At 32.5% G+C, this 24,198-nt stretch carries 20 protein-coding genes and 1 pseudogene; 15 read left to right on the top strand and 6 right to left on the bottom strand.

Translation table 11 applies throughout. The features are described 5' to 3' along the window. Positions 1–12: 12 nt before the first annotated feature. Entirely contained in the window at positions 13–1,287 is a 1,275-nt protein-coding gene (locus tag FYJ81_RS05890) for a cation:dicarboxylate symporter family transporter (protein WP_019468836.1), read from the top strand. A 166-nt stretch (positions 1,288–1,453) separates the two neighbouring features. On the opposite strand, the gene FYJ81_RS05885 is transcribed toward FYJ81_RS05890, so the two are convergent. Then, entirely contained in the window at positions 1,454–1,795 is a 342-nt protein-coding gene (locus tag FYJ81_RS05885; protein WP_107384834.1) for a DUF4889 domain-containing protein, read from the bottom strand. 147 nt (positions 1,796–1,942) lie between these two features. Then, positions 1,943–4,042, bottom strand: coding sequence for an AraC family transcriptional regulator Rsp (gene rsp / locus FYJ81_RS05880; protein ID WP_154409444.1), 2,100 nt, complete (start codon positions 4,040–4,042; stop codon positions 1,943–1,945). A gap of 213 nt (positions 4,043–4,255) precedes the next feature. Between rsp and FYJ81_RS05875 the strand changes: the two genes are divergently transcribed. After that, positions 4,256–4,831 (top strand): peptidoglycan recognition protein family protein, encoded by a 576-nt coding sequence (locus FYJ81_RS05875; protein WP_107504857.1) that lies wholly within the window; start codon positions 4,256–4,258, stop codon positions 4,829–4,831. A gap of 172 nt (positions 4,832–5,003) precedes the next feature. Here the strand turns inward: FYJ81_RS05875 and FYJ81_RS05870 are convergent, their stop codons facing one another. Beyond that, positions 5,004–5,942, bottom strand: a complete 939-nt coding sequence (locus FYJ81_RS05870) for a magnesium transporter CorA family protein (RefSeq protein WP_192942971.1) — start codon at positions 5,940–5,942, stop codon at positions 5,004–5,006. A gap of 297 nt (positions 5,943–6,239) precedes the next feature. Between FYJ81_RS05870 and FYJ81_RS05865 the strand changes: the two genes are divergently transcribed. The 4 genes from FYJ81_RS05865 (at position 6,240) to FYJ81_RS05850 (ending at position 12,089) form a co-directional block, all read left to right on the top strand. Then, positions 6,240–7,907 carry a Na/Pi cotransporter family protein gene (locus FYJ81_RS05865; RefSeq protein WP_107504855.1) on the top strand — a complete coding sequence of 556 codons (1,668 nt, stop codon included), beginning with the start codon at positions 6,240–6,242 and terminating at the stop codon, positions 7,905–7,907. Positions 7,908–8,248: 341 nt separating this feature from the next. Next, the gene (locus tag FYJ81_RS05860) at positions 8,249–9,265 is read left to right on the top strand and encodes an MsnO8 family LLM class oxidoreductase (RefSeq protein WP_107384830.1); all 1,017 of its coding nucleotides are present in this window, start codon (positions 8,249–8,251) and stop codon (positions 9,263–9,265) included. After that, positions 9,262–10,593, top strand: coding sequence for an LLM class flavin-dependent oxidoreductase (locus tag FYJ81_RS05855; protein ID WP_107384829.1), 1,332 nt, complete (start codon positions 9,262–9,264; stop codon positions 10,591–10,593). The genes FYJ81_RS05860 and FYJ81_RS05855 overlap by 4 nt, the downstream gene beginning before the upstream one ends. Positions 10,594–10,622: 29 nt before the next feature. Continuing rightward, positions 10,623–12,089, top strand: coding sequence for a Na+/H+ antiporter NhaC family protein (locus tag FYJ81_RS05850; RefSeq protein ID WP_107384828.1), 1,467 nt, complete (start codon positions 10,623–10,625; stop codon positions 12,087–12,089). Between the two features lie 101 nt (positions 12,090–12,190). Here the strand turns inward: FYJ81_RS05850 and FYJ81_RS05845 are convergent, their stop codons facing one another. After that, the gene (locus FYJ81_RS05845) at positions 12,191–12,952 is read right to left on the bottom strand and encodes a DeoR/GlpR family DNA-binding transcription regulator (protein ID WP_154409443.1); all 762 of its coding nucleotides are present in this window, start codon (positions 12,950–12,952) and stop codon (positions 12,191–12,193) included. A gap of 174 nt (positions 12,953–13,126) precedes the next feature. Here FYJ81_RS05845 and FYJ81_RS05840 point away from each other — a divergent pair, with 174 nt between their 5' ends. The 9 genes and pseudogenes from FYJ81_RS05840 to FYJ81_RS05800 all read left to right on the top strand — a co-directional run bounded on the left by FYJ81_RS05840 (position 13,127) and on the right by FYJ81_RS05800 (position 20,747). Further along, entirely contained in the window at positions 13,127–14,209 is a 1,083-nt protein-coding gene (locus FYJ81_RS05840; RefSeq protein ID WP_107385701.1) for an MDR/zinc-dependent alcohol dehydrogenase-like family protein, read from the top strand. Between the two features lie 49 nt (positions 14,210–14,258). Further along, positions 14,259–15,257, top strand: coding sequence for a dihydroxyacetone kinase subunit DhaK (locus FYJ81_RS05835; protein ID WP_107521349.1), 999 nt, complete (start codon positions 14,259–14,261; stop codon positions 15,255–15,257). Positions 15,258–15,269: 12 nt separating this feature from the next. Then, positions 15,270–15,902: a dihydroxyacetone kinase subunit DhaL gene (gene dhaL / locus FYJ81_RS05830; RefSeq protein ID WP_107384824.1), complete on the top strand. Its 633-nt coding sequence runs from the start codon at positions 15,270–15,272 to the stop codon at positions 15,900–15,902. Positions 15,903–15,938: 36 nt separating this feature from the next. Next, positions 15,939–16,385 carry a ribose 5-phosphate isomerase B gene (gene rpiB / locus FYJ81_RS05825; protein ID WP_154409442.1) on the top strand — a complete coding sequence of 149 codons (447 nt, stop codon included), beginning with the start codon at positions 15,939–15,941 and terminating at the stop codon, positions 16,383–16,385. Between the two features lie 302 nt (positions 16,386–16,687). After that, positions 16,688–17,938: a copper resistance CopC/CopD family protein gene (locus FYJ81_RS05820; protein ID WP_192942967.1), complete on the top strand. Its 1,251-nt coding sequence runs from the start codon at positions 16,688–16,690 to the stop codon at positions 17,936–17,938. Between the two features lie 11 nt (positions 17,939–17,949). After that, positions 17,950–18,534, top strand: a pseudogene (locus tag FYJ81_RS05815) (DUF1775 domain-containing protein). 116 nt (positions 18,535–18,650) lie between these two features. After that, positions 18,651–19,064 carry a DUF2871 domain-containing protein gene (locus FYJ81_RS05810; protein ID WP_107384989.1) on the top strand — a complete coding sequence of 138 codons (414 nt, stop codon included), beginning with the start codon at positions 18,651–18,653 and terminating at the stop codon, positions 19,062–19,064. A 191-nt stretch (positions 19,065–19,255) separates the two neighbouring features. After that, positions 19,256–20,287 carry an NAD(P)/FAD-dependent oxidoreductase gene (locus FYJ81_RS05805; protein WP_154409440.1) on the top strand — a complete coding sequence of 344 codons (1,032 nt, stop codon included), beginning with the start codon at positions 19,256–19,258 and terminating at the stop codon, positions 20,285–20,287. Between the two features lie 58 nt (positions 20,288–20,345). After that, positions 20,346–20,747: a GNAT family N-acetyltransferase gene (locus tag FYJ81_RS05800; RefSeq protein WP_119536024.1), complete on the top strand. Its 402-nt coding sequence runs from the start codon at positions 20,346–20,348 to the stop codon at positions 20,745–20,747. A 678-nt stretch (positions 20,748–21,425) separates the two neighbouring features. Here the strand turns inward: FYJ81_RS05800 and FYJ81_RS05795 are convergent. Together FYJ81_RS05795 and FYJ81_RS05790 are read right to left on the bottom strand one after the other, a co-directional pair. Then, on the bottom strand, positions 21,426–22,790 hold the full coding sequence (locus tag FYJ81_RS05795) for a sugar porter family MFS transporter (RefSeq protein ID WP_154409439.1): 1,365 nt from the start codon (positions 22,788–22,790) through the stop codon (positions 21,426–21,428). A gap of 214 nt (positions 22,791–23,004) precedes the next feature. Next, the gene (locus FYJ81_RS05790; protein ID WP_154409438.1) at positions 23,005–23,994 is read right to left on the bottom strand and encodes an acrylyl-CoA reductase family protein; all 990 of its coding nucleotides are present in this window, start codon (positions 23,992–23,994) and stop codon (positions 23,005–23,007) included. Between the last annotated feature and the right edge of the window lie 204 nt (positions 23,995–24,198).

Here is a 24,198-nt window from a genome sequence, read left to right as displayed (position 1 = left end):
GGGAGAAACATCATGGCAATTATAAGAAGAATCAGTTTACCAATGCAAGTTATTATCGCGTTGGTATTAGGTGTTATCGTAGGTCTATTACTTTATGGACACGACGAAATTGCAAATTACATTAAGCCTTTTGGCGATGTCTTCTTGAATTTAATAAAAATGATTGTAATTCCAGTTGTTTTTTGTTCACTAGCATTATCTATATCAAATGTAGGTGAATCTAAAACAGTGGGGCGTTACGGTTTTAAAACAATTTTATATTTTGAAATTATAACAACAATAGCTATAGGACTAGGCATACTTTTTGCAAATATATTTAAACCAGGGAAAGGTTTAGATCCAGATAAATTACCCAAAGGTGATATTTCAACATATGAATCATCAGCAAAAGCTGCTGAATCATCTACATATGGAAATCACTTTATCGATACAATTGTAAACATAGTGCCTCAAAATCTTTTTGAGGCATTGACTTCAGGTGAATTACTACCAATCATATTCTTTGCAGTATTCTTTGGTGTTGCTTTATCAGCAATTGGCAAAAAAGCAGAACCTGTGAAAGCTGTTTTAAGTGGTTCATTAGAAGCTGTATTTTGGATGATTAATAAAATATTGAAATTAGCACCTATTGGTGTATTCGCATTTATTTGTACGACAATTATGACTTTTGGTGCTTCAGCATTAATACCGTTATTAAAATTACTATTAGTAGTTATCGGCGCAATGATATTCTTTATTATCGTGGTATTAGGTATTGTAGCAAGATTATGTGGAATTAGTATTTTTTCTATTATTAAAATATTGAAAAATGAACTCGTATTAGCATTTTCAACGTCAAGTTCAGAATCCGTGCTACCAATAATAATGAAAAAAATGGAAAACTTTGGTTCTCCAAAGGACATTACATCATTTGTAGTACCTATTGGATATACATTTAACCTCGATGGATCTGCATTATATCAATCAATAGCTGCTTTATTCGTTGCACAGATGTATGGCATCGATATGTCAATTGGGCAACAAATTATGTTAATGGTTACTTTAATGGTTGCTTCAAAAGGTATGGCAGGTGTACCAGGGGTATCAATTGTAGTACTTATTACAACATTGACAACAATGGGATTACCGGCTGAAGGTTTAGCACTGATTATCGGTGTGGATAGACTATTAGACATGGTACGAACTTGTGTGAATGTATTAGGTAACGCATTATCTACCATTGTTATCGCAAAATGGGAAAATGCGTATGACAAAGAGAAAGGTCAAGCATACCTGAAATCTATATAAACTAAATTGAAATTCTGACATTTTTGCACTGAATAGAAAATAAATCTATTCAGTGCTTTTTTATAAATAATGTTAGATTAGGGTAATAATATAAGACGAAAAAAAGCCCCACAAGCATTTCCTATAAAAGCTTGTGGGACTGAATTTTTATTCGAAGTTACTTATTTTACATACCTTTCATGTCCATATCATGAATCTTCATCATTAGACCATGAGGAATGTCATCGTGATCAACGACTTCCATTTTACTATAAGTGTCTTCACCTTCAGATTTAATTAGTTTTACAAAATCACCCTTTTTAGGGTTGAAACCTGATTTAGAAGGTATTTTGACATTTTCTTCTACTTTATGGTCTTTTTCACTGACTACTTTTTCAGCAGTTGTACTATTCTTCATGTAGCCGAAGTATGTCTCTTTTTGGCCGCCTGAAACCATCATAATAACTAAGATAATAGCTACGATAACCATTACGGCACTAATAACAATTGCAAACATTTTATTTTTCAAAATTAGATTCTCCTTTATATACCCTTTTATTCAGTTATATCTGAAATTTTAGCATAATGCAATTGAAGTATAAGCGATGACAAAACTTTTAAATTAAATTGTGCTAATATGTACTTATTTTTTAAATAACGTGGATGAGCTACATGATTATTTACATGCGGGTGATAAACGAATGTATTTTACTTCATCACGGTCAATATCAAATTCTATAGGTGTGTGAGGATAGGTAGTATGTCGTAATTCTGACTTTGGCATATTTGATCGTTCAATATTTTTTAAAAGCGTTTGTTCAATAAAAATATTATTAAATATAGGTGGTAATGCATAATCTATAAAACCATGTTCTCTATTTAACGTGCGTATAAATAAAATTAATTTTGAAGTAATTGTTTGTTGTTTTAATGTAAACTTTCGCTTGTTTGACATTGTATGTGTATTGGAATTGAATAAAAGTAAATGTGTGCATTGTTTTTCTTTTGCAATTAAATAATTGGGTTGTATTAGTATTGTTTTTCCATAAAATGGCTTTAAGAATTGGAATATATAAACAATGGGTTCATATATTCCATGTTGGTTCATTAACGCAACATCGGATATACTTTTGTCCATTAGTTCATAGCCAACAGCAGAACCATTTTTAATCAATTGTATTGTATGTTGCAAAATTTCTGTTATTCCTAAAGGTGCTTTTTGATTATATTGAGTGAAGTGATTTTTAGTAAGTTTTGAATATACACATTTATTGGGTTGTAGCTTAGAGAGTGTGATGAATTTATTATAATAATCACTATAACTTGATACGTTATTGAATTGATGGCTATGCTTTAACAACATTGCGCGTAATTCATTACGTTCTACATCAATAAAATTAAAGTCGAAATTAAATCTATGTAAAAGCGTAAAAGTGTGTTTAAGACTTTGAGTTTGGGTTAATACCCCCTCAACGTTGATTGCTAATTTGATATTTATATTTAAACTTCTAGCTTTGATGTATAAGCGGTTAATATCATTTAACTTTAAGTATTCTGAATCAAAGAGAATCATAAAGTTATACATATTATCATGAGTATAATATTTAGGTTTGAATATTATAAATTGAGAAATAACCTGTTCTATTTGTTCATATTCTTGCTTGGATTTAATTCTAATAACCACACCCATACAGTTTGAAAAAATTGCGTCGATAAAATTGACAATACCATTTAAATTAAGTGAAGTTGATGCTAGATTACTCACATTATTTATAAGTAAATAGCAGTTTGTAAGATCACTAAAATTAAGTTTTTGGTTTAAATTTGTTTGAATAATATCCATAAGGTTATCAATATGAATAAAGATGGTAGGTTGTTTTGCCAAGTCATTGTACTCTAAGTGATCTAAATTGATAATTTCATTATCAATCGTTTGAGTATGGTTGTTTAAGTGAGTTTTGAAATAGTGTGAGTATCCAGTTATATCAGTAGTTAATAACGTAATTGGCTTGTTCTGCATTATATTAAGTTTCTTTCTATACGCAAGCGGTGTTAAACAGAGATATGACTTAAATTGATGCGTATAATTAGCATAATGATTGAAACCCATATTTTCAGAAATAAGATAAATTGTGTTGTTACTATTAATAAGTTCATCAAGTGAAAGCGCAATTTTTAAACTTGTAATATAATGTTTAAAACTAATACCTAAATATTTTTTAAATAAAATTGATATGTATGAACTAGATATATAAAAAATTGAAGAAATTTCTTTGGACATGATATGTTGTGTAATGTGAGTTTGGATATATTCTGATATTTTATTTAAAAGTTCATTTTCACAATGAATTGTTGGTATATATACATGTTCAGATATTTTTTTAGCTTCATGCTCTAAGGTAGAAATAAGCTCAGTTAATTGAGGTAATTCTGTTGAATTTATGGTGTTTAACTTTTCAATCATGCTTAAAATTATTTGCTTTAAATACGCCTGAGCGTTCAATGCTTTTGCATCATAGTAACAATTAAAAAATAATTGGTTAAGCGGGATGATTTGTTGTATTGGTATTTTTAGTTCAACAAGTTGTTCTGCGTGAGTGATACAAAATAGATCACTGTGATTGATGATAGCGATATTGTTTTCAATCGAAGTTTGTTTACCATTGATATTGATATTCAATTTACTATTTAAAGAAAATAATAGTATGACTTGGTTGATACAACGTTGAGTATCTGTAGTTAAAAAATCGTGGATACATAATGTGGCATGTTCCATTCTATCTAGCAACTCCTGATAACGTATTGTTATATTGACTAAATTACATTATATAATAAATAGTTGTGAATATTAATATATTAAATATAACTATTTTCTTATTTTAAGCCCTAATTCAACTAAGAAAATTAAATTGTGCACATCATTAAATTTAAAGCAGATAAATTAAACGAACTTCTGACACAAAAATTTAAGTATTAAAGAAGGGAATTTATGAAACATATATACTCTAATTATTACAAAATAGACGATAAAATCACTGAACTAAAAAAGGATATTTTAGGTGTCGTTCTACACGATGATGCCGAAAATTATACAGCCCAAAATTATATTACATGGTTAAATAATCGAATTAAAAAAAATGAATTAGAAAAAGGATGGGCGAGCGTCTACATTGATCAAGACACTTGCTACTGGTTTCACCCGACACAATATACTGAATGGCACTGTGGAAATACATTCGCCAATACGCATTATATTGGTATCGAAAGATGTCAGTCTAAAATAAATGGCGTCTTAACGGATAGTGCATTTATGAAGGTGGAAGAAGTTAGTTTCTGGTTAGCTGCTGCAATTTTAAAGAAATATCAATTACCTGTTAATAGAGAAACAGTGAGAATTCATAAAGAATTTTATGATACTGAGTGTCCAGCTAGATCATGGTTAATTCATTTGCAACAAGCCTCAAACACTTTGTCAAACGTAAATAGGTTAAAAGATTATTTTATCTATAAAATAAAATATTATTATGATGATATTACTAAAGAAGATATGAAGTCTATAGGTTAGTGTCATTAGCAAATTAAAGTAAGTTAGTATTCATTTTTAGATGTCGTTAAAACAATTTGAAAAAACAAAGGACGCTACCATATCAAATGGTAGCCTCCTTTGTTTTAAGCATAATGATCATGCATTCTCATTTTTAATATATGGTGACTTGCGTGTATGTGTACGTCTTATTTCAAAACTTTTGCTTTCTCCATAGAAATGCGCCCACAAATGAAACGATAACTAATGAAATACCGATTACAATAACCCAAGAGATATAACTATGTTCATCAATAGGTAGTGGTACATTCATACCAAAAAAACTGAATACTAAAGTTGGCAATGTTAAAAAGACGGTAAATAGCGTCAATGTTTTCATTGTATTATTCATTTCATTTGAAAGTAGTGATGCATAAGAAGTAGTAATACTTTCTAATATGTCAGTATATAATCTTGTGGTTTCTAGTGCTTGATTATTTTCTATGACTAAGTCTTCCAGTAAATCTTCATCCTCTTCAAAACGTTTGATTGCAGGCAATCTAAAGAGTTTTTTTACTATCGTTTCATTACCTTTTAAAGCAGCTAAGAAATAAACTAAGCTCTTTTCAACTTCCATTAAATTATATAGTTGCTTGTTTGTCACATTATTTTTTAAATCACGTTCTATACGTAACCTCGTCTTATTTAATAACCTAAGGTTTCTATTATAATGATTTGCAATCGTTAATAATATATTAAGCGCAAATCGGCTATGAAAATGTAAATTTAGATTTTGATGGCTAAATTTTTCAAGAAACTCATTTTCAACATTACATACAGTAAATATTTTCTTATTACCAATTATTATACCTAAAGGAATTGTTATAAATGAGAGTACATTAAGATTTGTATCATTAACAACTGGCAGGTCAAGGATTATAAGGGAATAGCCCGTTTCTTCATCGTATTCAACACGAGAACTTTCCTCAGTATCTAGAGGGTCTCTAATAAAATCTTCAGGTAAATGGTATAAATCTATTAAATGTTCTATTTCTTCCCAATTTGGGTCTACAACATTGATCCATGAAGCATCATCATCTAATGTTGATGCTATTATTTCATGTGTTTGAGTATGTTTATAAGCAGTGATCACAATACAAATCTTCCCTTCATTAAATTCTTAATTATATTAGCGAAGATTAGAGCGGTTGACAAGTATCTTTCTGCATTAATTTTAATATATGCTAAAGGTAGAAATTTGTGTAATTTATAAATAGCATATTTTAAATCAGCGTAGATATAGGATTTGGAAAGGTTTGCATATTTCAGTGAAATATGATTACAGAAATGTTGAGAAAATCCTTTGCAATTTTAATGATAAATTAACATTAACTTAACAAAAATCAGTTATAATTCACATAGTTTACAAATATTTTAAAGAGGTGTAACGATGGATTCTTCTGTAATGGAGATAATTTTTACCTTTATCGGTGGATTAGGTATTTTTCTATATGGTATTAAACAAATGGGTGACGGTTTGCAAGCCGCAGCTGGTGATAGATTAAGAAGCATTTTAAATACTTTTACAAGTAACCCTTTAATGGGTGTCTTGGCTGGTATGATTGTAACGATATTAATTCAAAGTAGCTCAGGCACAACAGTAATTACTATAGGACTTGTTAGTGCAGGGTTTATGACTATGCGCCAAGCAATTGGAGTAGTTATGGGAGCGAATATTGGTACTACAGTTACTGCATTTATTATAGGTATTGATATCGGTGAATATTCGCTACCAATTTTAGCAATTGGTGCATTTTTAATTTTCTTTATTCAAAAACGTAAAGTGAAAAATGTTGGTATGATTTTATTTGGTTTTGGTGCATTGTTCTATGGTTTAGAATTAATGAGTGGTGCGGTTAAACCTTTAGCAAACTTAGATTCGTTCAAGCAAATTATGTTAGATATGTCTTCTAACCCAATATATGGTGTGTTAGCAGGAACATTATTAACAGTTATTATACAAAGTTCAAGTGCTACAATTGGTATTTTACAAGGATTCTTTGCTAATGATTTAATTAGTTTACATGGTGCACTTCCTGTACTTTTAGGTGATAATATTGGTACGACAATCACTGCGGTGCTGGCCAGTCTAGCAGGTTCATTGGCTGCCAAACGTGTTGCAGCTGTCCATGTACTATTCAATGTGATAGGTGCTATTATTTTCTTAATAATTATGCCGCTCTATCAACTAGTTATTGAATGGATGCAAGGGGTTATGAATTTAAAACCTGAAATGGTTATTGCATTTGCCCATGGTACGTTTAATGTGACGAACACAATCATACAATTACCGTTTATTTTCGTCTTAGCATGGATTGTGACGAAGTTAGTACCAGGTGAAGATTTGAATGAAAAATATAAACCAAGAATGTTAGATAAAAATTTAATAAACAGAGCACCTAATATTGCGTTACAAGAAGCACAAGATGAAATCCAAAATATAGGGCGTATGACATTTGATATGTTCAGACATGCTAAGCATTATGACGATAAAACAGAAAAAGATATACTTCAAAAATATGCAGCTGTCGAAAGTATGTATGACAATGTAAGGCAATATTTAACAAAAATCTCAGAGAAGAAGATATCCAAACAAGATGCAGAAAGAATGTCTGTGTTATTCGATGTTAATCGAACTTTTATTAAAGTAGCAAGTTTAACAGAAGCGTATTTATTAGATTTAAAGAAAAAAGAAACAGAATCAATTCAGATATCTGCAAAAGCAGAACAAAGTATTGAAAGGCTATATAACCATGTCGATGCGTCACTTGAAAAAACAATTGACATGTTTAACGTATATGACAGAGTTAAAAAAGATGAAATCGTTCGCTTGAGTAATGATTCGTATGCATTAGAACATGATTTAAGAAAAAAACACATCAAGCGTTTAAGTTCGGGAGAATGTTCTTTAGAAGGCGGCTTACTTTATTTAGATATGATTGCTATCTTAGAACGTATTGGTTACCATTCTAGAAATATTTCAGAATCTATGATTGATATAGACAATATTGAAAATGAAGATGATGAAGTGGAACATACTTTAGGTTGGTCGTATTAAAATATGATTGTAACCACAATTTATGCAAAAATTAATATTATTTAATTAGGCATGTCATAACAAGAATCACTTTTATGACGAGTCTTTCAAATTAGAGCAGGATAATATCACTTTACTAAAGAGTGATATTATCCTGCTCTTTTTTATTAAATAAGAGGTATTTAGATAGCACTTTTCAGTACGATTGATAAATGATTTGTCAAAAGTTTGGAATACAATGGCATATCAAAATGAACACATTTTTAATCCTTAGTAAATCGATAAGGATACTTGACAAAATGATAGAGTGAGCCTAAGATTGTAACTAATATAATTTTCAGAAATCGATTGGGGGATTGTTTATGACATCTATTAGCATACTTGATCAAAGTCCAATAGATCACAATGAAACAGTTAGTGAAGGGATAAATAGAACTGTTGAACTAGCGCAATTAGCAGAAGGCCTGAATTATACAAGATATTTTGTTGCAGAGCATCATAATATACAAGAGGTCGTTGGTACGAGCCCTGAAATATTAGTTACACATTTATTAAACCAAACAAGTCGAATAAATGTTGGTTCTGGTGGGGTTATGTTACAGCATTATAGTCCATTCAAAGTGATTGAACAGTTTCATTTTATGAGCCAAATTGCTCCGGGAAGAGTAGATTTAGGTATAGGCAAAGCACCTGGTGGTTTTCCTTTAGCGACACAAGCTTTGCAAGAAGATATTAAAAATGCACCTATGTCTTTCAATGATAAATTTCATCTTTTAAATCAATTTAATAATGAAAACTTTCCTGAAGAAAATCCGTATTCAAATTTAAAAACAACGATTCGTAATAAAGAGATTGAGAAACCGCATGTTTTTCTTTTGGGAGGAAGTGAACGGTCAGCACGCTTTGCAGCAGAAGAAAAAGTCGGTTTTATTTATGCATATTTTTTGAATTCTAATAATGATCTTTTACACAAAGCAATTCGTACATATAAAGCATTTTATCCTGAAGGGAAAATAATTATAGCCTTAGCTGCTGTTGTATCGAATAGTGAAGCAGAAAGCGCGTTAATTGAAGAGGGACGCACAAATTATGTTTTGCACTTTGATGACGGTCAAAAATTAACGGTGTCAAGCGAACATCAAATAGATGATTTTAAAAAGCAAAGTTCAAGAACCTTTGAAATTGAAGAACAACAAATAGAAGTATTTAATGGTACAGCTGAGTCCATAAAACAACAAATTCATGAATTAGATATAGATGATCAAGTTGATGAATTTATGTTTCATATGCCAGTACAAAACCACTCATTAAGATTAAAAACAGTAGAGCAACTAGCACGTGTATATGAGAAAACGAATTTGAAAGCAGGGGTAAAATGACAAATAAAAAAATAGATTTTGGAATTATGTTGAATGGTCCTGGTAGCCATATGCATGCCTGGAAATCAAATGACGTCCCAAGTGATGCAAGTACAAATTTTGATTTTCAACTTGATATTGCTCGTAAAGCAGAAAAAGCTGGCTTTAGTTTCGTTTTTGTAGCAGACGGATTATATATCAATGAAAAATCAATACCACATTTTTTAGATAGACATGAACCATTAACATTTTTAGCAGCACTTGCGCCAATAACACGTCAAATTGGATTAGTAGGTACGATTTCAACTTCATATAGTGAGCCGTTCACAGTGGCCAGACAACTTTCAACCATTGATAAAATCAGTAAAGGCCGTGCAGGTTGGAATGTAGTAACTTCACCTTTAGCTGGAAGTGCTGACAATTATAGCAAAGGAGACCATCCAGAACATGATATTCGATATGATATTGCTGAAGAACATATCCAGGTAGTACAAGGCTTATGGGATTCATATGAAGATGATGCATTTACATTTGATGTTGAGTCAGGCGAATATGTGGATAAAAGTAAGATGCATACATTAGATTACAAAGGTCAATATTTCCAAGTCAAAGGTCCTTTGAATGCAAGTCGTTCTGAACAAGGTCAACCTGTTATATTTCAAGCTGGAGCTTCTCCTAAGGGACAAGCTTATGCAGCTAAATATGCTGATGCTGTCTTTACACTAGGTGAGTCACTTGAGATTGCGAAAAGTAATTATGACAGTATTAAAAACCAAGCCCAAGCATTTGAGCGTGACCCTGATCATGTTAAAGTTTACCCAATGTTAGCACCAGTCATTGGCAAAGATAAAGACGAAGTAGAAAGACGACTAAATGAGCTTAAATCACTAGCGACAATTGAGGAAGCTTTAGATTACTTAGGAAGATATTATGATCATCATGACTTTAGTCAATATGAGTTAGATGCACCATTTCCAGAATTAGGTGATGTAGGGAAAAATAGTTTTCGTGCTACGACTGATGCGATTGCTGAGCGAGCAAAATCACAAAATTTAACGTTAAGAGAAGTTGCTCTAGAAGAAACAGTAAGACAGTCACCATTTACAGGTACTTATGAAGAAGTAGCAGCATTGATAATTGAATGGTTTGAACAAGGTGCAGCAGATGGCTTTATCTTTGGTCCACATGTTTATGGTGAAATATATGATGAATTTTTAAATGAAGTGTTACCAATATTAGAGTCAAAAGGTTATTATTCAAAATCTTATGAAGGTAGTACATTACGTGATCATCTTGGTATTCCTTTTAAAGAAAATAGATATAGTCGAACAAAAGTAGAGCATAACTAATTTAATTGAATTTTAAGGAGTGAAATAGAATGTCTGAATATAGTGCAACTTCACATCATTCGCAAGTAGATGTTGAACAAGAGCAAATAAAAGAAAAAAGAAAATTCCAATTACCACACGTGTTATTAATGATGTTGATGATGATGATGTTTGCATGTTTATTGACATATATCATTCCGGCTGGCGAATTTGATACTACAAAAAGTGGTGAGATTGTACAAGGAACTTATCATGCTATTTCACAAAATCCAGTTAATCCGTTTTATGCGATTACCTTAATATTAAATGGCGGTATACAATCTGCTCAAACTGTAACTTTACTGTTGTTTGTTGGTGGGGCAATTGGTGGTATGTTGCAATTGGACTCAGTGACGAAGTTAACAAATTATATGATATATAGATTTGAACATGCAGGTGCTTTACCTCTTATTATTGGATTATTTTCTTTAATGGCATTTATAGGATTTTTTGTAGGTGGCGATCAGATGATTGTCTTTGTCACGCTCGGTGTAATTTTAGCGAATAGGTTAAAATTAGATCCAATTATTGCCCTTGGTATGACCTTCCTACCTTTGTATATGGCCTTTTCAGTTTCTCCTTCAGGTATGGCTAAAATTGGTCAAATCGTTTATCCGGAGGTCACTTTATATTCTGGATACGGCGGTAGAGCAATTATGTACATAGTGTTTTTATTGGTCACTTTATTATATGTTATCTGGTATGCGAGAAGGGTTATTAAATCACCCAATAAAAGTTTAATGAACACAACATCTTGGCAACAAAATGATACACAAACAACAACTGCAGAAATTGATTTAAAAGATAGAACAATTAATTGGAGAGATTTGGTTGTAGTAGGATTAGTGATTTTTACACCCATAGTATTAGCGATAGGCAATGGTATGTTAAGTTGGACTGAGAAATATGGCAATGGTGTATTTATAACTGTTTTTGGTATTAGTTTTGTGCTTGCTTATCTAGTCAAAAGTAAACGATCTAGTGAAATGGTGGATGGATTTTTAGCAGGAGCAAAACCAATGTTAGTTGTAGCTTTTGCCATTATCATGGCAAATACTATCAGTGTCATACTTGAAAAGGGTAAAATTTTAAGTACGATTGTCAATGGATTGACGACACAACTTGATGGCTCTTCATCAGGTGTCGTTTCAATATTAATATTTTTAGTAGCAACAGTATTTAACTTTTTAGTACCATCGGGTTCAGGTTTAATGAGTGTGATGATTCCAATTTTACAACCTGTTACACATACGCTTGGTGTGAATGATCAAATACTGTTAACTTCACTATCTTTTGGTGGGGGATTAGGCAATTTAATCACACCAACTTTAGGTGCGACAGTTGGTGCGATTGCTATTGCAAAAGCTAATTTTAGTTCTTGGTTTAAGTTTATGGCGCCATTATTTTTAATCTGGATTATCGTAGGTTCAATTGTGTTGTATATCTTCACTACTGTTGGATGGACAGGTGGTATATAAAATGATTGGATAAGTATTTTAAGTAAAAAATAAGCTGTACCAATTAGGTGAGTAATGTTTTTCCTAATTGGTACAGCTTTTTATTTTGTGAAATTTTGCTATTAAACAACAGTTAATTTAAATGGTGCGTGTTGTAACCATTTTTTATTGGGTGCTTCATCTGTTATAACTTCAGAAATGTCAGTGATTTTAGCGAATGATAAAGTAGATGAGATATCAAACTTACTGTGATCTATCAAAGCAATTACTTTTTCACTTTCTTGAACCATCTGCTTTTTGAGTTGAACTTCAGGTAATGAAAAATCAGTTAAACCATTTTCTAAGGTAAAACCATTTGCAGATAAAAAGAAATAATCAATATGGTACATTTCTAAAATTTGTGAATCAATGTTTCCGGTAATTGCGTTTGAATCTTGAGAAACAAACCCTCCAACTACGAGCACTGTTAAGTTAGGATTTTCTTTTAAAAGTACTGCATTTTCCAACCCATTTGTAATAATAGTAAGTTCCATGGTAGTTTCAGATATTAATTTTGCAAGTTCATACGTTGTTGAACTTGCGTCTATGAGTATGCATTGTTGTGGTTCTATTTTATTTAGTGCAAACTCACTTATCTTATGTTTTTCACGATGTTTTTGTGTTAAGCGGTAAGAAAAGTTTAACTTTGAAGTCATCGTATCATTTACTTTTGCACCGCCATGTGTGCGTGTAACCTTATTTTCACTTTCTAAAAGTCTTAAATCACTTCGAACTGTTGCTTCTGTCACGCTTAAGTAATCTGAAAGCTGTTTTACAGTAGCTCTTTTATGTGACTTTATATAAGTATATATGTGCTCTCGTCGTTCATCTGCATACATTTTCATATGATTCGCAACCTCCTTATGCTCATGATTTAGTTTAACACATTTTTTTATAAAAATAACAAAACAAAAGAAAAACGAAAATAAACGAAAAAATATTTGAAAGAAATGAAAATATATATTAGAATTGTATTTATAAATGAAAGCGTTTTCTAATAAAAGAAGGGGTTGTTGAAAATGACAAATAAAAATTATCCAGACAAAATGAATGCCGTTGTAGCATATGCGCCAGGGGATTATAAATATGAAACAGTAGATACACCGATAATTGAGAATTCAAAAGAAATTATTGTAAAAGTTGAAGCATGTGGCATTTGTGCAGGAGATATTAAAGCATATGGTGGCGCACCAAGTTTTTGGGGCGATGAAACACAACCTTCTTATATTAAAGCACCGATGATACCTGGACATGAGTTTATTGCACGTATTGTTGAAAAAGGCGAAGATGTGACTGATTTTGAAATAGGTGATCGTGTTATTTCCGAACAGATTGTACCTTGTTGGGAATGTAGATTTTGTAAGCGTGGCGAGTATTGGATGTGTGAAAAACACGACTTATATGGTTTCCAAAATAATGTAAATGGCGGTATGGCTGAATACATGAAATTCACTAAGGAAGCAATAAATTATAAAGTTCCTGAAGACTTACCGATAGAAAAAGCAATTCTTATTGAACCATATGCTTGTAGTTTACATGCAGTACAACGTGCAAACATCAAATTAGGGGATTTCGTTGTATTATCAGGTGCTGGAACATTGGGTCTAGGTATGATAGGAGCAGCTAAAAAATCAGGAGCTGAAACTCTGGTTGTACTAGATATGAAAGATGACCGTTTAGAATTAGCGAAACAATTTGGTGCAGACATTGTGATGAATCCAGCTAAAGTTGATGTGGTAAAAGAAATCAAAGATATGACGGAAGGTTATGGTTGTGATACTTATATTGAAGCGACAGGTCATCCTAAATCTGTTGAACAAGGTTTAAGTGCCATTAGGAAGTTAGGTAGATTTGTAGAGTTTTCTGTATTTGGCGATCCAGTAACTGTTGACTGGAGCATCATTTCTGATCGTAAAGAACTAGATTTAATGGGAAGTCACTTAGGACCTTATTGTTATCCTCTTGTGATAAATGGTATACAGAATGGCGACTACCCTACTGATGGTGTAGTGACCCATCAATTACCACTTCAAGAATTTGAAGAAGGATTCGAATTAATGAAAAAAGGCGATAAATCACTGAAAATTGTACTTGTACCTTAAAACAGCGAAATGATAGATAAGCATAGACAGTTAAAAGGAGAGACTATAAATGAAAAAGATGATTAATAATCCTGATAATGTCATAGATGAACTAATGGCTGGATATTTAATTGCTTATCCCGAATATATTAAACGTTCAAACTTACATCAAAGAGCACTAATTGGTAAAAAACGCCACCCCAATCGTAAAGTGAGTGTCTTAATTGGTGGAGGGTCAGGACATGAGCCGGCTTTTATCGGCTATGTTGGCCAAGGTATGGCTGATGGTGTGGCAATAGGTAATATATTTGCTTCACCTTCACCAATTCCTATACAAGCTGTTACCAGAGAAATTCATGATAGTCATGGCGTGTTATATATTTATGGAAACTACGCAGGAGATTTAATGAATTTTGAGATGGCCAGCGAAATGACAGAAGTTGAAGATGATATTGAAACTGCAGTTGTTATAGGAAACGATGATGTCGCTTCAGCGAAGGAAATTGAAGAGAGACGTGGTATAGCAGGTGAATTACTGGTTTATAAAGCAGCTGGAGCTGCTGCAGATTTTGGATATGATTTAGAGGAAGTCCGTCGTATTGCGCAACTGGCTAATGATCACACACGCTCTATGGGTATTGGATTAAGCCCTTGTTATTTACCTCAAACAGGCAAACCAAGTTTTGATCTTGAAGATAATGAGATGGAAATTGGATTAGGACATCATGGTGAACCAGGTATAGAAAAAACAACGATACGTACAGCACAAGAAACCGTCCAAGTGATTATGAAAAATATTTTGAAAGAGGGACTTTATCAACCAGACGACGAAGTAGTTGTCCTAGTAAATGGTTTAGGTGCGACTTCACAAATGGAGTTATATATTATCAATAAAGAAGTTGATGCTATATTAAGTGAAAACAATATTAAGACATATAAATCATATGTGGGTAATTTTATTACATCAATGGAAATGGGTGGTTTCTCAGTGACGTTGATGAAATTGGACGAGACATTAAAGTCATGCATAGATCATCCTGTCGATTGTCCAAACTTTAAGGAAGTCTAGGGGGAATTTATTATGACATTAACAAGTGAAACATATAAATCATTCATCCTAGCGTTAGCTGAGTTGTTTGAAGAACAAAAGGATAACCTATGTGAATTAGATAGAAAAATTGGTGATGGCGATCATGGTGTGACGATGAATATTGGTTATCAAGCTGTAAAAGATACAATTCACAACGAATTACAGGCACAAAATGATATTGCAAAAATTAGTGTTGCTGTGGGTAAAAGTTTTTTAGATGCTGTAGGTTCATCTGTTGGCCCTTTATATGCTTCAGGTTATTTAAAGGCAGCAGTTGCAGTAAAAAATAAAACTGAACTGAATGATACAGACTTATACCAATTTTGGATTGCATTCAGTAAAGGAATTAAGGCTAGAGGTAAAGCTGAAATAGGTGATAAAACGATGATTGATACACTTGAACCATTTTATCTATCATTAGAATCATCTAAATCTCAAAATATTAATTTCAAGGAAGCATTTGCGCTTGCACTTCTAGAAGCTAAGAAAGGTATGGAAAGCACAAAGGATATTGTTTCTAATAAGGGTCGTTCCAAAAGGCTAGGCTATCGTTCGCAAGGCCATGTAGATCCTGGTGCGATGTCAGCGTATCTGATGTTAAATACATTTAAATCATATGTATAAGCTAAGTGATAAATATATAAGGAGGAGTGAGTTAGCATGAAAATAGCAATAGGTGCAGATCATAATGGTTACAATTTAAAAGAGGTAGTGAAAGCTCATATAGAAAAACTCGGTCATGAAGTAGAAGATTTTGGTTGTCATCATTGTGCAGAAACGGATTATCCAGATGTTGCTGCTGAAGTTGGTAAAAGTATTCAACAAGGGGATAATGAACGTGGCGTTCTTATTTGTGGAACTGGCATCGGCGTGGCAATAACTGCCAACAAATTAAAAGGAATTCGTGCTGCTTTGGCGCATGACTATTATTCTGCAGAGCGTGCCCAGTTAAGTAACAATGCACAAATACTTACAATGGGTGCACAAATAATCGGTATAGAAGTTGCTAAAAAGAATGTTGAAGCTTACTTGAATGTAAGTTGGGAAGGCGGCTCTCAACGAAAAGTAGATAAAATTGTACAAGTTGAGCAAGATGAATTTCAATGAGTTATACTCTAGTGTAATTCATTGGTTTCTTGGTAAGAATATGAGATTTAAAGCCCGTTCATAAAACAAAGGACTAGTCCGTATCAGACAGACGGATTAGTCCTTTGTTATTTTAATAACGATACATTATAAATATTTTTAATAATGGAATATAAACTAATATTTTGTTTTTAATTAATTAAAACAATAATATTTAAATTGCAATTATTTGTCCAAAAAATGACAAAATCAAATTTATATTGTGAATGTATATTTCATTTAATATTATTGATAATATAAACTTTTTGAAAAGGGGGATGAAAGTGCAATTAACATTTAAAATCCATAAGTTTTCTTATGTTATATTTATAATTTCGTTGATAATTGGGGTTGTTATCTTTTCTCAGCAAGTATCAGCACATGCAACTTTAGAAAAAGTCACACCAACGCAAAACAGTGTAGTTGATAACGCACCAAATGAAATAACATTACAATTTAATGAACCAGTCCATGCAAAATATTCAAGTATACAAATCTATGATGATAATGGTTCTGAAATTACAGAAGTAAAGCCAAGTACAACAGGGTCTTCACAAACATTGACGTTTCCAATTGAAAATTTAAATAAAGGAACACATAGCATTCATTGGCATACAATGTCTGCAGATGGCCATGAAATCAATGATAGTTTTGAATTTTCAGTTGGAAATCAAACAGCAAATGGCATCGACACAGCACCACCGTTTTATGAAAAAGCAGACTTTTGGTTTGGAGTTACGCGCTTTATATTAGAAGGACTATTGATTACACTTACAGGCTTATATTTAGTTAACGCCTTAGCTAAAAGACAAAGATTACCTCATTTAAATTTAAAAACGTATACACTGCCAACCGTTTTAATATTGGTTATGACTTCCATTATCACAGTATTAATTTATATGATGACTTTATCTTCTGATATTGTGTCAGATGTGTTAAGTCTGCAAAAAACCACCTTATTGCAAACGCCATTCATATTAACGGTGGTTGCAGTAATCATATTACTATTACTTTTCACTTTGAAAAATATGGCAACAAGTTGGTACATATTTATCCCTAGTCTAATATTAATTACACTTAGTATGTCAGGACATGCTTGGTCTCAGTCTATACCAATATGGTCGATTTTCATCAGAGTAATACACATTGTAGGTATATCATTTTGGTTAGGTGCACTGATTTATTTGACCATTATGGTATTGGGTAAAAAACAATTTGAAGTAAATCAAATGAGACCTTTTTTATTAAAAGTAAATATTAGCGCTGTCATGTTAATTGTCATATCAGGTGTCCTGATGTCAATAGATCAAACGAATGTCTTGTCACTATGGCAAAACATTCAGACATGGAGCGTATTATTACTTGTTAAGGTTCTGCTAACAATTGTGATGATGGCGCTAGGATTTTATCAAACAACTAGAGCGCTTGGTAAGCATCGTCAGACAAATAGATATGCATTAATCATAGAACTAAGTATAGGTGTCTTACTTATATTAGCAGGTGTAATGATGAGTCAATTAAATATTCCAGGATAGGAGCTTAAAAGATGAAAAAACAATTTATTTTAGCCCTCGTAGTTTGTTTTACTGTTTTAGTATTTTCAAAAAGTGCAGATGCCCATGTGACAATGAACCCTGATACGAGTGAACCAGGTTCTTATGAAAAATACGATGTAAGAGTTCCAGTAGAAAAAGAAGCAAATACAACAAAAATAGGGTTAAAGGTACCCTAGGGTGTAAACGTTGTAGGTGTAGCACCTCAGGAAACATTTGACCATAAATTAACTAAAGATGATGATGGTAATATTACAAAAATAACTTGGATAGCTAAAGAAAAAGGTATTGGACCTAATGAATTCGTTGATTTGCCTATACAAGTAGCAAATCCAGATAAAGAAGGCGAATTTAAGTGGGATGCTTATCAAACTTATGATGATGGAGAAACCGTTAAATGGGATGGAAATGAGGACGCGGAAAAACCTTCACCAGTAACTAAAGTATCAAAAAAAGCTGATGTTGATTCTGAAAACAGTCAATCTGGTAATGATTCTATCGCTTTATGGGTTGTGTCTATCGTAGCTATTATTTTAGCGCTAATAGCAATTTTTAAAAAATCTCGTAAAGAAAGATAAAGTATAAGTGATTGAGCTAGTAATCAGATTTTGATTACTAGCTTTTTTGAAGTTTGATGAATTGTCACTGTAATTTAAGAAGATTTATTTTATAATGTTTTTAAGGAGGATTTTGAATGCGCAGAATATTATACGCTTTTTTAATTTATACAATCTTAGGATTGCTTAGTGGTTTTTATTATCGTGAATTAACACTTGCCTATGACTTTACAGGTGATACACAATTGGTTGTAGTACATACGCATACGTTAATATTAGGAATGTTTATGCATCTCATTTTATTACCGGTAACGAAGGTATTTAATTTGAGTAGTTACTATTTATTTAATTGGTTCTTTATTGTGTATAATATAGGTGTATTATTGACGATTGGCATGATGTTTACAAAAGGGACATACCAAGTTATTGGACTTAAAGTTCCAGAATCATTTGCCGGCTATGCTGGTATTGGACATACAGTAATTACAGCTGGTTTTATTTTATTATTCTTCTTGCTTAAAAACGCCATTGTCAAAAAAACAGAAAAATAATTTGTATAAATAAATTTTTCTAAATAAATATAATTATATATAGCAGACGATCGTTATGAATTTGATCGTCTTTTTTTATATCATTTTACATATAAAGTAATTATTTATTAAAAAGTTTCCTTTTTAATTGATAAGCATTATCAATAATAGGATAATAGGTATTAAGAAGTAGTACATGTAGGAGGATTATTATGGATGATGTAATCATTATCGGTGGTGGACCAGCCGGTTTGTTCGCGAGCTTTTATTCTGGATTAAGAGGAATGAATGTAAGAATTATTGATATTCAAGATAAGCTAGGAGGTAAAATGCACGTTTATCCCGAAAAGATTATTTGGGATATCGGGGGATTGGCACCGAAGCCTTGTTATGAAATTATTCAAGATACTGTTAGTCAAGGTTTACATTTTAATCCTAAAGTAAATTTAGAGGAACGCGTTATAGATATTAGAAAAATGGCTGAACGCCATTTTGAAGTAGAGACCAATAAAGGAAATGTATATGAATCAAAATCTGTCATCATCGCCATTGGTGGTGGTATCATTAATCCAAAACAACTTGATATCAAGGGAGCAGAAAGATATCAATTAACAAATTTACATTATGTAGTTCAGTCCTTAAAACATTTTAAAGACAAAGATGTGTTGATTTCAGGTGCAGGTAATTCTGCGCTAGACTGGGCGAATGATTTAAGTGGTCATGCTAATAGTGTGACATTAATTTATCGAAAAGCGGATATCAAAGGTTATGAAGCAATGAAAGATATATTAAATAAACTTGCAGTGGAAAAGTTAGCCAATACACATATTTATCAATTAATAGGTGACGAAACCCAGTCACGTATAGAACAAGTAATATTGGAAAACATTGAAACAGGAGAACAAGAGGTACGATCTTTCGACGAAGTTATTGTCAGTCATGGATTTGATAGAGAAAATACATTATTAGAACAGTCTACAACTCAAGTTGATATGCATAGTGAATATAATATTAAAGGATTTGGTAACACGGCAACGAGTATTGAAGGTTTATATGCTTGTGGTGATATTATTTATCATGAAGCAAAAGCACATTTAATCGCGAGTGCTTTTAGTGATGCAGCAAACGCAGCTAATCTAGCTAAACTTTATGTTGAACCTGAAGCGGATCCTGAAGGTTATGTATCTAGTCATAATGATGCATTTAAAGAGTCTAATAAAGTAGTGATGAAAAAATATTTATAAACACATTTATATGATCATGCTATAATTGATTGCTTTGTAGTTTGGGGGATGACACAACATGGTTAAAGTAAAATATGAGGCACCAACGGTACAAGATTATAGAAATATGAGGAAAAAAGCTGGATTGAGTGAAAAATCACAAAGGGCAGCAGAAAAAGGGATATCAAATGCATGCTTTGACGTCACAATATATGATGACGACTTATTAATAGCGATGGGAAGAGTAATTGGTGATGGAGGTACTGCTTTTCAAATTATTGACATAGCAGTAGAACCACGTTATCAAGGTCAGGGTTATGGTAAACAGGTAATGACAGATATTATGAAATATATCTCATCTGTTGCAGAAGATGGTACTTATGTGAGTTTAATGGCAGATTATCCGGCAGATAAATTGTATGAACAATTCGGATTTACGACTACGGAACCTCATTCTTGTGGTATGTATATCAAATACTAAATATTTTAAAAATATTAAGATGCAAAGAAGTGGCATGGAGATAGAAATTTCTGAAAGCACACGTCAATTTCTATATCATCATCACAGTAACTGACGTGTTTTTATTTTATATTAAATGTTTTCATTTTTTAGCGATAATCATACGCGTTAGCACTCAGAGGAATGACACGAGTAGAACCATATCCCAAGGAAGCATGCATGGTTAATTTGCAAGATACAAAAAGCGCTAATCCAAGATGGATTAGCACAGAACGTAGACAAACCCTTCGTATTAATTTGCGAAGGGTTTGTCTATTGTTTATTTGTATAGCTTTTTTCTTGTGTTAAACTTTATTTTTTTGTTTCAATGCCCAATGCTTCTTGGGAGTGAAAAGTATCTACTTTTCACAATTGATTTGATTGTTTGTCACATTGACTTGAGACAAAATAGTCTCTGAATTAATAATATTTTTAGTGTGATATTGGCAGTTATTTGGGTCGAATCCTGCGGGAAGCGCACTAGCCAAAGACTACAGGCTAAGGCAGTGCCCACGGAAAGCGTGCACAAAAAACTGCCAACAAAGTCGGAGACTTTGTCGACAGTCTGAGCTAATCCAAGATGGATTAGCACTCTTATTTTGAGAATGAGTTTTTAATATCTAAAAGCCTCATTTTAGTTGTGATTTAGAAATATAGTGTTTATTTTGACTCTTTAACATTGACATCTGTTGCATTTGTTCTAGAACGCAAATCAGCTTCAATTTCTTCTAAACTGCGTCCACGTGTTTCTGGTAAGTATTTAATGACAAAGATTAAAGCGAAGACACCAACAGCTGCGAAGATCAAGAATACTTGTTCTACTGATAAAACATCAGTCAAAATAGGGAATAATTGCGCAACTAGTAAACTACCAATCGATAGTACTAAAGCAGCGATTCCTGTTGCAGCACCACGTGCACGCATTGGGAATAATTCTGGTAACATAACCCAAAGTACTGGTCCCCAAGTGAATCCAAAGAATATGATGAAAAGTGTTAGACAAGCGACCATAATCCAAGCAGAAGATTGAATACCGATTGTCCAAACTAATATTGCCATGATTAATAGTGATGCCACCATACCAATATTACCAATTACTAATAATCGCTTACGATCTATTTTATCAATAATCATAATCGCTACAATCGTAATAAGGACGTTTACAGTACCAATACCAACCGTACCTAATATAGAAGTTGCATCACCAAGACCAGCTTTACTAAATATCGTTGGTGCATAATAAATAATAGCGTTAATACCTATAATTTGTTGTAATAAAGCAAATACACTACCAATGATAAGTGTTGGTCGTAACCAAGGTGATTTTAAAACATTCCAAGTGCTTTCAGAAATAGCATTTATTTCTTTCATATCGGCAATTTCTTTATCGATTTCGCTTTCTTTAAACGTTAATTTCATAACATCACGAGCAGCTTTTTCACTTTTATGTTCAAGTAGCCATCTAGGGCTTTCAGGCATAAATGCCACACCGATTAAAAGAATGAGTGAAGGTAATACTGCTAGACCGAGCATCCATCTCCATCCTTCGATTGGTGTAAAAGCATAGTTAATTAAATATGAAGATAAAATACCAATTGTAATCATTAATTGGTTTAATGAACTTAACGAACCACGTTGTTCGGTAGGTGCCATTTCAGATAAATATACTGGTACGATTGCTGTTGAACCACCGACAGCTAATCCGATAACAAGTCTACCGATTACTAATACTGGCATTGATGGTGCCAAGGCTAAAATTAATGCACCGACAATATAAATAATAGCAATAATAAATACAACGCGTCTACGACCTAACCTATCAGACATAGGTCCACTCGCACCGGAGCCAAATATAGCGCCGACTAACATAGACGCAACGACAAGACCTTCAGTAAAACTATTTAACGGTATATCATCTTTTATAAATAATAGTGCACCTGATATAACTCCCATGTCATAACCATAGAGTAATCCTCCCAATGCACCAAGGAAAAAGATGAGCTTTTTATTCACTTTGATTCCCATATAAACCCTCCTGATAATATTCAATAATAATAAGTATACGCTTTCATATTTTAATTGTAAATGTTAAAGTATAATAAATTTATCTATTGATATATAGTTATATGAATTATAATATTTTTGTAGTTTAAATAAAAATGTATAGTTATATAAGTTGATATCAAATAAAACTCCGCACATCCATTTTTGCTTGATGTGCGGAGTTTATAGAATCATCTTATGAGTCAAATTCGATAACAATTCTACCAGAATTATTATGTTGAATCACTTCATTTATGCTTTTTTTAATATCTTTAAATTTTATATTATGTTTTATATCATGTAATTGGTATGGTTTTAAATCTTTAGATAGACGACGCCAAATGTGTTTTCGTTGTCTCATTTCTGTATATACCGAGTCAATACCTATAACGTTTACGCCTCTTAATATGAAAGGAAAGACTGAACTGTCGAATGTAGCGCCTCCTGTCATGCCGATGAGTGCAACACTACCATTATAATTAAGTTGTTTAATAACTTGTGAAAAACTGTCGCCACCAACTGGATCGATAACAGCTTGCCATGTGCGTTTACCTAGAGGTTTATTATCTTCTTTGGTAATTCTAGATATAACATCTTTTGCACCTATCGTTTTGAGTGCTTCAGTAGCTTCGGTTTTACCTGTACTAGCGATTACATCGTATCCAATTCCATTTAACATCATTATCGCTAATGTTCCTACACCACCTGTTGCACCTCTCACAAGTACTTGATCTTTTTCTACTGATAGCCCATTATGTTCTAATCTTTCAATTGCTAAACCAGCTGTGTAACCTGCTGTCCCATATATCATAGCTTCTTCAAGTGTGAGATCTTTAGGTAAAGGTACAATCCATTCTTCTTTTACGCGCACATATTCACTAAAACCTCCGAAATGGTCTGTCCCTAAACCGTAACCAGTAACGATGACCTCATCTCCTGGCTCAAAAGCATGTGTGTCAGAGTGAGCCACAACACCTGCCAAATCTATGCCAGGCACCATCGGATAACTGCTAACAATTTTTGAATTGTCCAATGTAGCTAGTGCATCTTTATAATTAATTCCAGAATATTTTGTTTTAATCAATACTTCACCTTCTGGAAGCTCATCTATTGTCATATCTTTAAATTCGCTTGTTACTTTGCCGTCTTGTTCATTGACCACAAAAGCTTTAAATGTTTTAGCCATTGCCTTATGGCACTCCCTTATGTATATATTTATGAACAATTAAAAAACTAGAACTACTTTATCATGTTATTGTTAATTTCACAATAAGCGTAAAAGTACTGATTTAAAAGTAAGCGTTTTAATTTTAGGGGACTTGAATTTTATGTCATAACGCTATACTTTAAGTTGTCAAATAAATATATTAAGTCGTATAGTAACATATTT

The sequence above is a fragment of the Staphylococcus sp. McC-251-APC-3A2 genome, assembly GCF_009695665.1.
GTDB lineage: Bacteria > Bacillota > Bacilli > Staphylococcales > Staphylococcaceae > Staphylococcus > Staphylococcus cohnii.
The sequence above is the reverse complement of the archived record's forward strand: the minus strand, read 5'-3'. Positions and strand labels throughout refer to the sequence as shown.

What these genes read in the sequence shown, in the direction of transcription:
- FYJ81_RS05860 (WP_107384830.1), top strand. Translation starts at nt 8,249, where the DNA reads ATGACATCTATTAGCATACTTGATCAAAGTCCAATAGATCACAATGAA.
- FYJ81_RS05800 (WP_119536024.1), top strand. Translation starts at nt 20,346, where the DNA reads ATGGTTAAAGTAAAATATGAGGCACCAACGGTACAAGATTATAGAAAT.
- FYJ81_RS05875 (WP_107504857.1), top strand. Translation starts at nt 4,256, where the DNA reads ATGAAACATATATACTCTAATTATTACAAAATAGACGATAAAATCACT.
- rpiB (WP_154409442.1), top strand. Translation starts at nt 15,939, where the DNA reads ATGAAAATAGCAATAGGTGCAGATCATAATGGTTACAATTTAAAAGAG.
- FYJ81_RS05865 (WP_107504855.1), top strand. Translation starts at nt 6,240, where the DNA reads ATGGATTCTTCTGTAATGGAGATAATTTTTACCTTTATCGGTGGATTA.
- FYJ81_RS05805 (WP_154409440.1), top strand. Translation starts at nt 19,256, where the DNA reads ATGGATGATGTAATCATTATCGGTGGTGGACCAGCCGGTTTGTTCGCG.
- FYJ81_RS05855 (WP_107384829.1), top strand. Translation starts at nt 9,262, where the DNA reads ATGACAAATAAAAAAATAGATTTTGGAATTATGTTGAATGGTCCTGGT.
- FYJ81_RS05850 (WP_107384828.1), top strand. Translation starts at nt 10,623, where the DNA reads ATGTCTGAATATAGTGCAACTTCACATCATTCGCAAGTAGATGTTGAA.
- FYJ81_RS05845 (WP_154409443.1), bottom strand. Translation starts at nt 12,952, where the DNA reads ATGAAAATGTATGCAGATGAACGACGAGAGCACATATATACTTATATA.
- FYJ81_RS05890 (WP_019468836.1), top strand. Translation starts at nt 13, where the DNA reads ATGGCAATTATAAGAAGAATCAGTTTACCAATGCAAGTTATTATCGCG.
- FYJ81_RS05790 (WP_154409438.1), bottom strand. Translation starts at nt 23,994, where the DNA reads ATGGCTAAAACATTTAAAGCTTTTGTGGTCAATGAACAAGACGGCAAA.
- FYJ81_RS05795 (WP_154409439.1), bottom strand. Translation starts at nt 22,790, where the DNA reads ATGGGAATCAAAGTGAATAAAAAGCTCATCTTTTTCCTTGGTGCATTG.
- rsp (WP_154409444.1), bottom strand. Translation starts at nt 4,042, where the DNA reads ATGGAACATGCCACATTATGTATCCACGATTTTTTAACTACAGATACT.
- FYJ81_RS05835 (WP_107521349.1), top strand. Translation starts at nt 14,259, where the DNA reads ATGAAAAAGATGATTAATAATCCTGATAATGTCATAGATGAACTAATG.
- FYJ81_RS05810 (WP_107384989.1), top strand. Translation starts at nt 18,651, where the DNA reads ATGCGCAGAATATTATACGCTTTTTTAATTTATACAATCTTAGGATTG.
- FYJ81_RS05840 (WP_107385701.1), top strand. Translation starts at nt 13,127, where the DNA reads ATGACAAATAAAAATTATCCAGACAAAATGAATGCCGTTGTAGCATAT.
- dhaL (WP_107384824.1), top strand. Translation starts at nt 15,270, where the DNA reads ATGACATTAACAAGTGAAACATATAAATCATTCATCCTAGCGTTAGCT.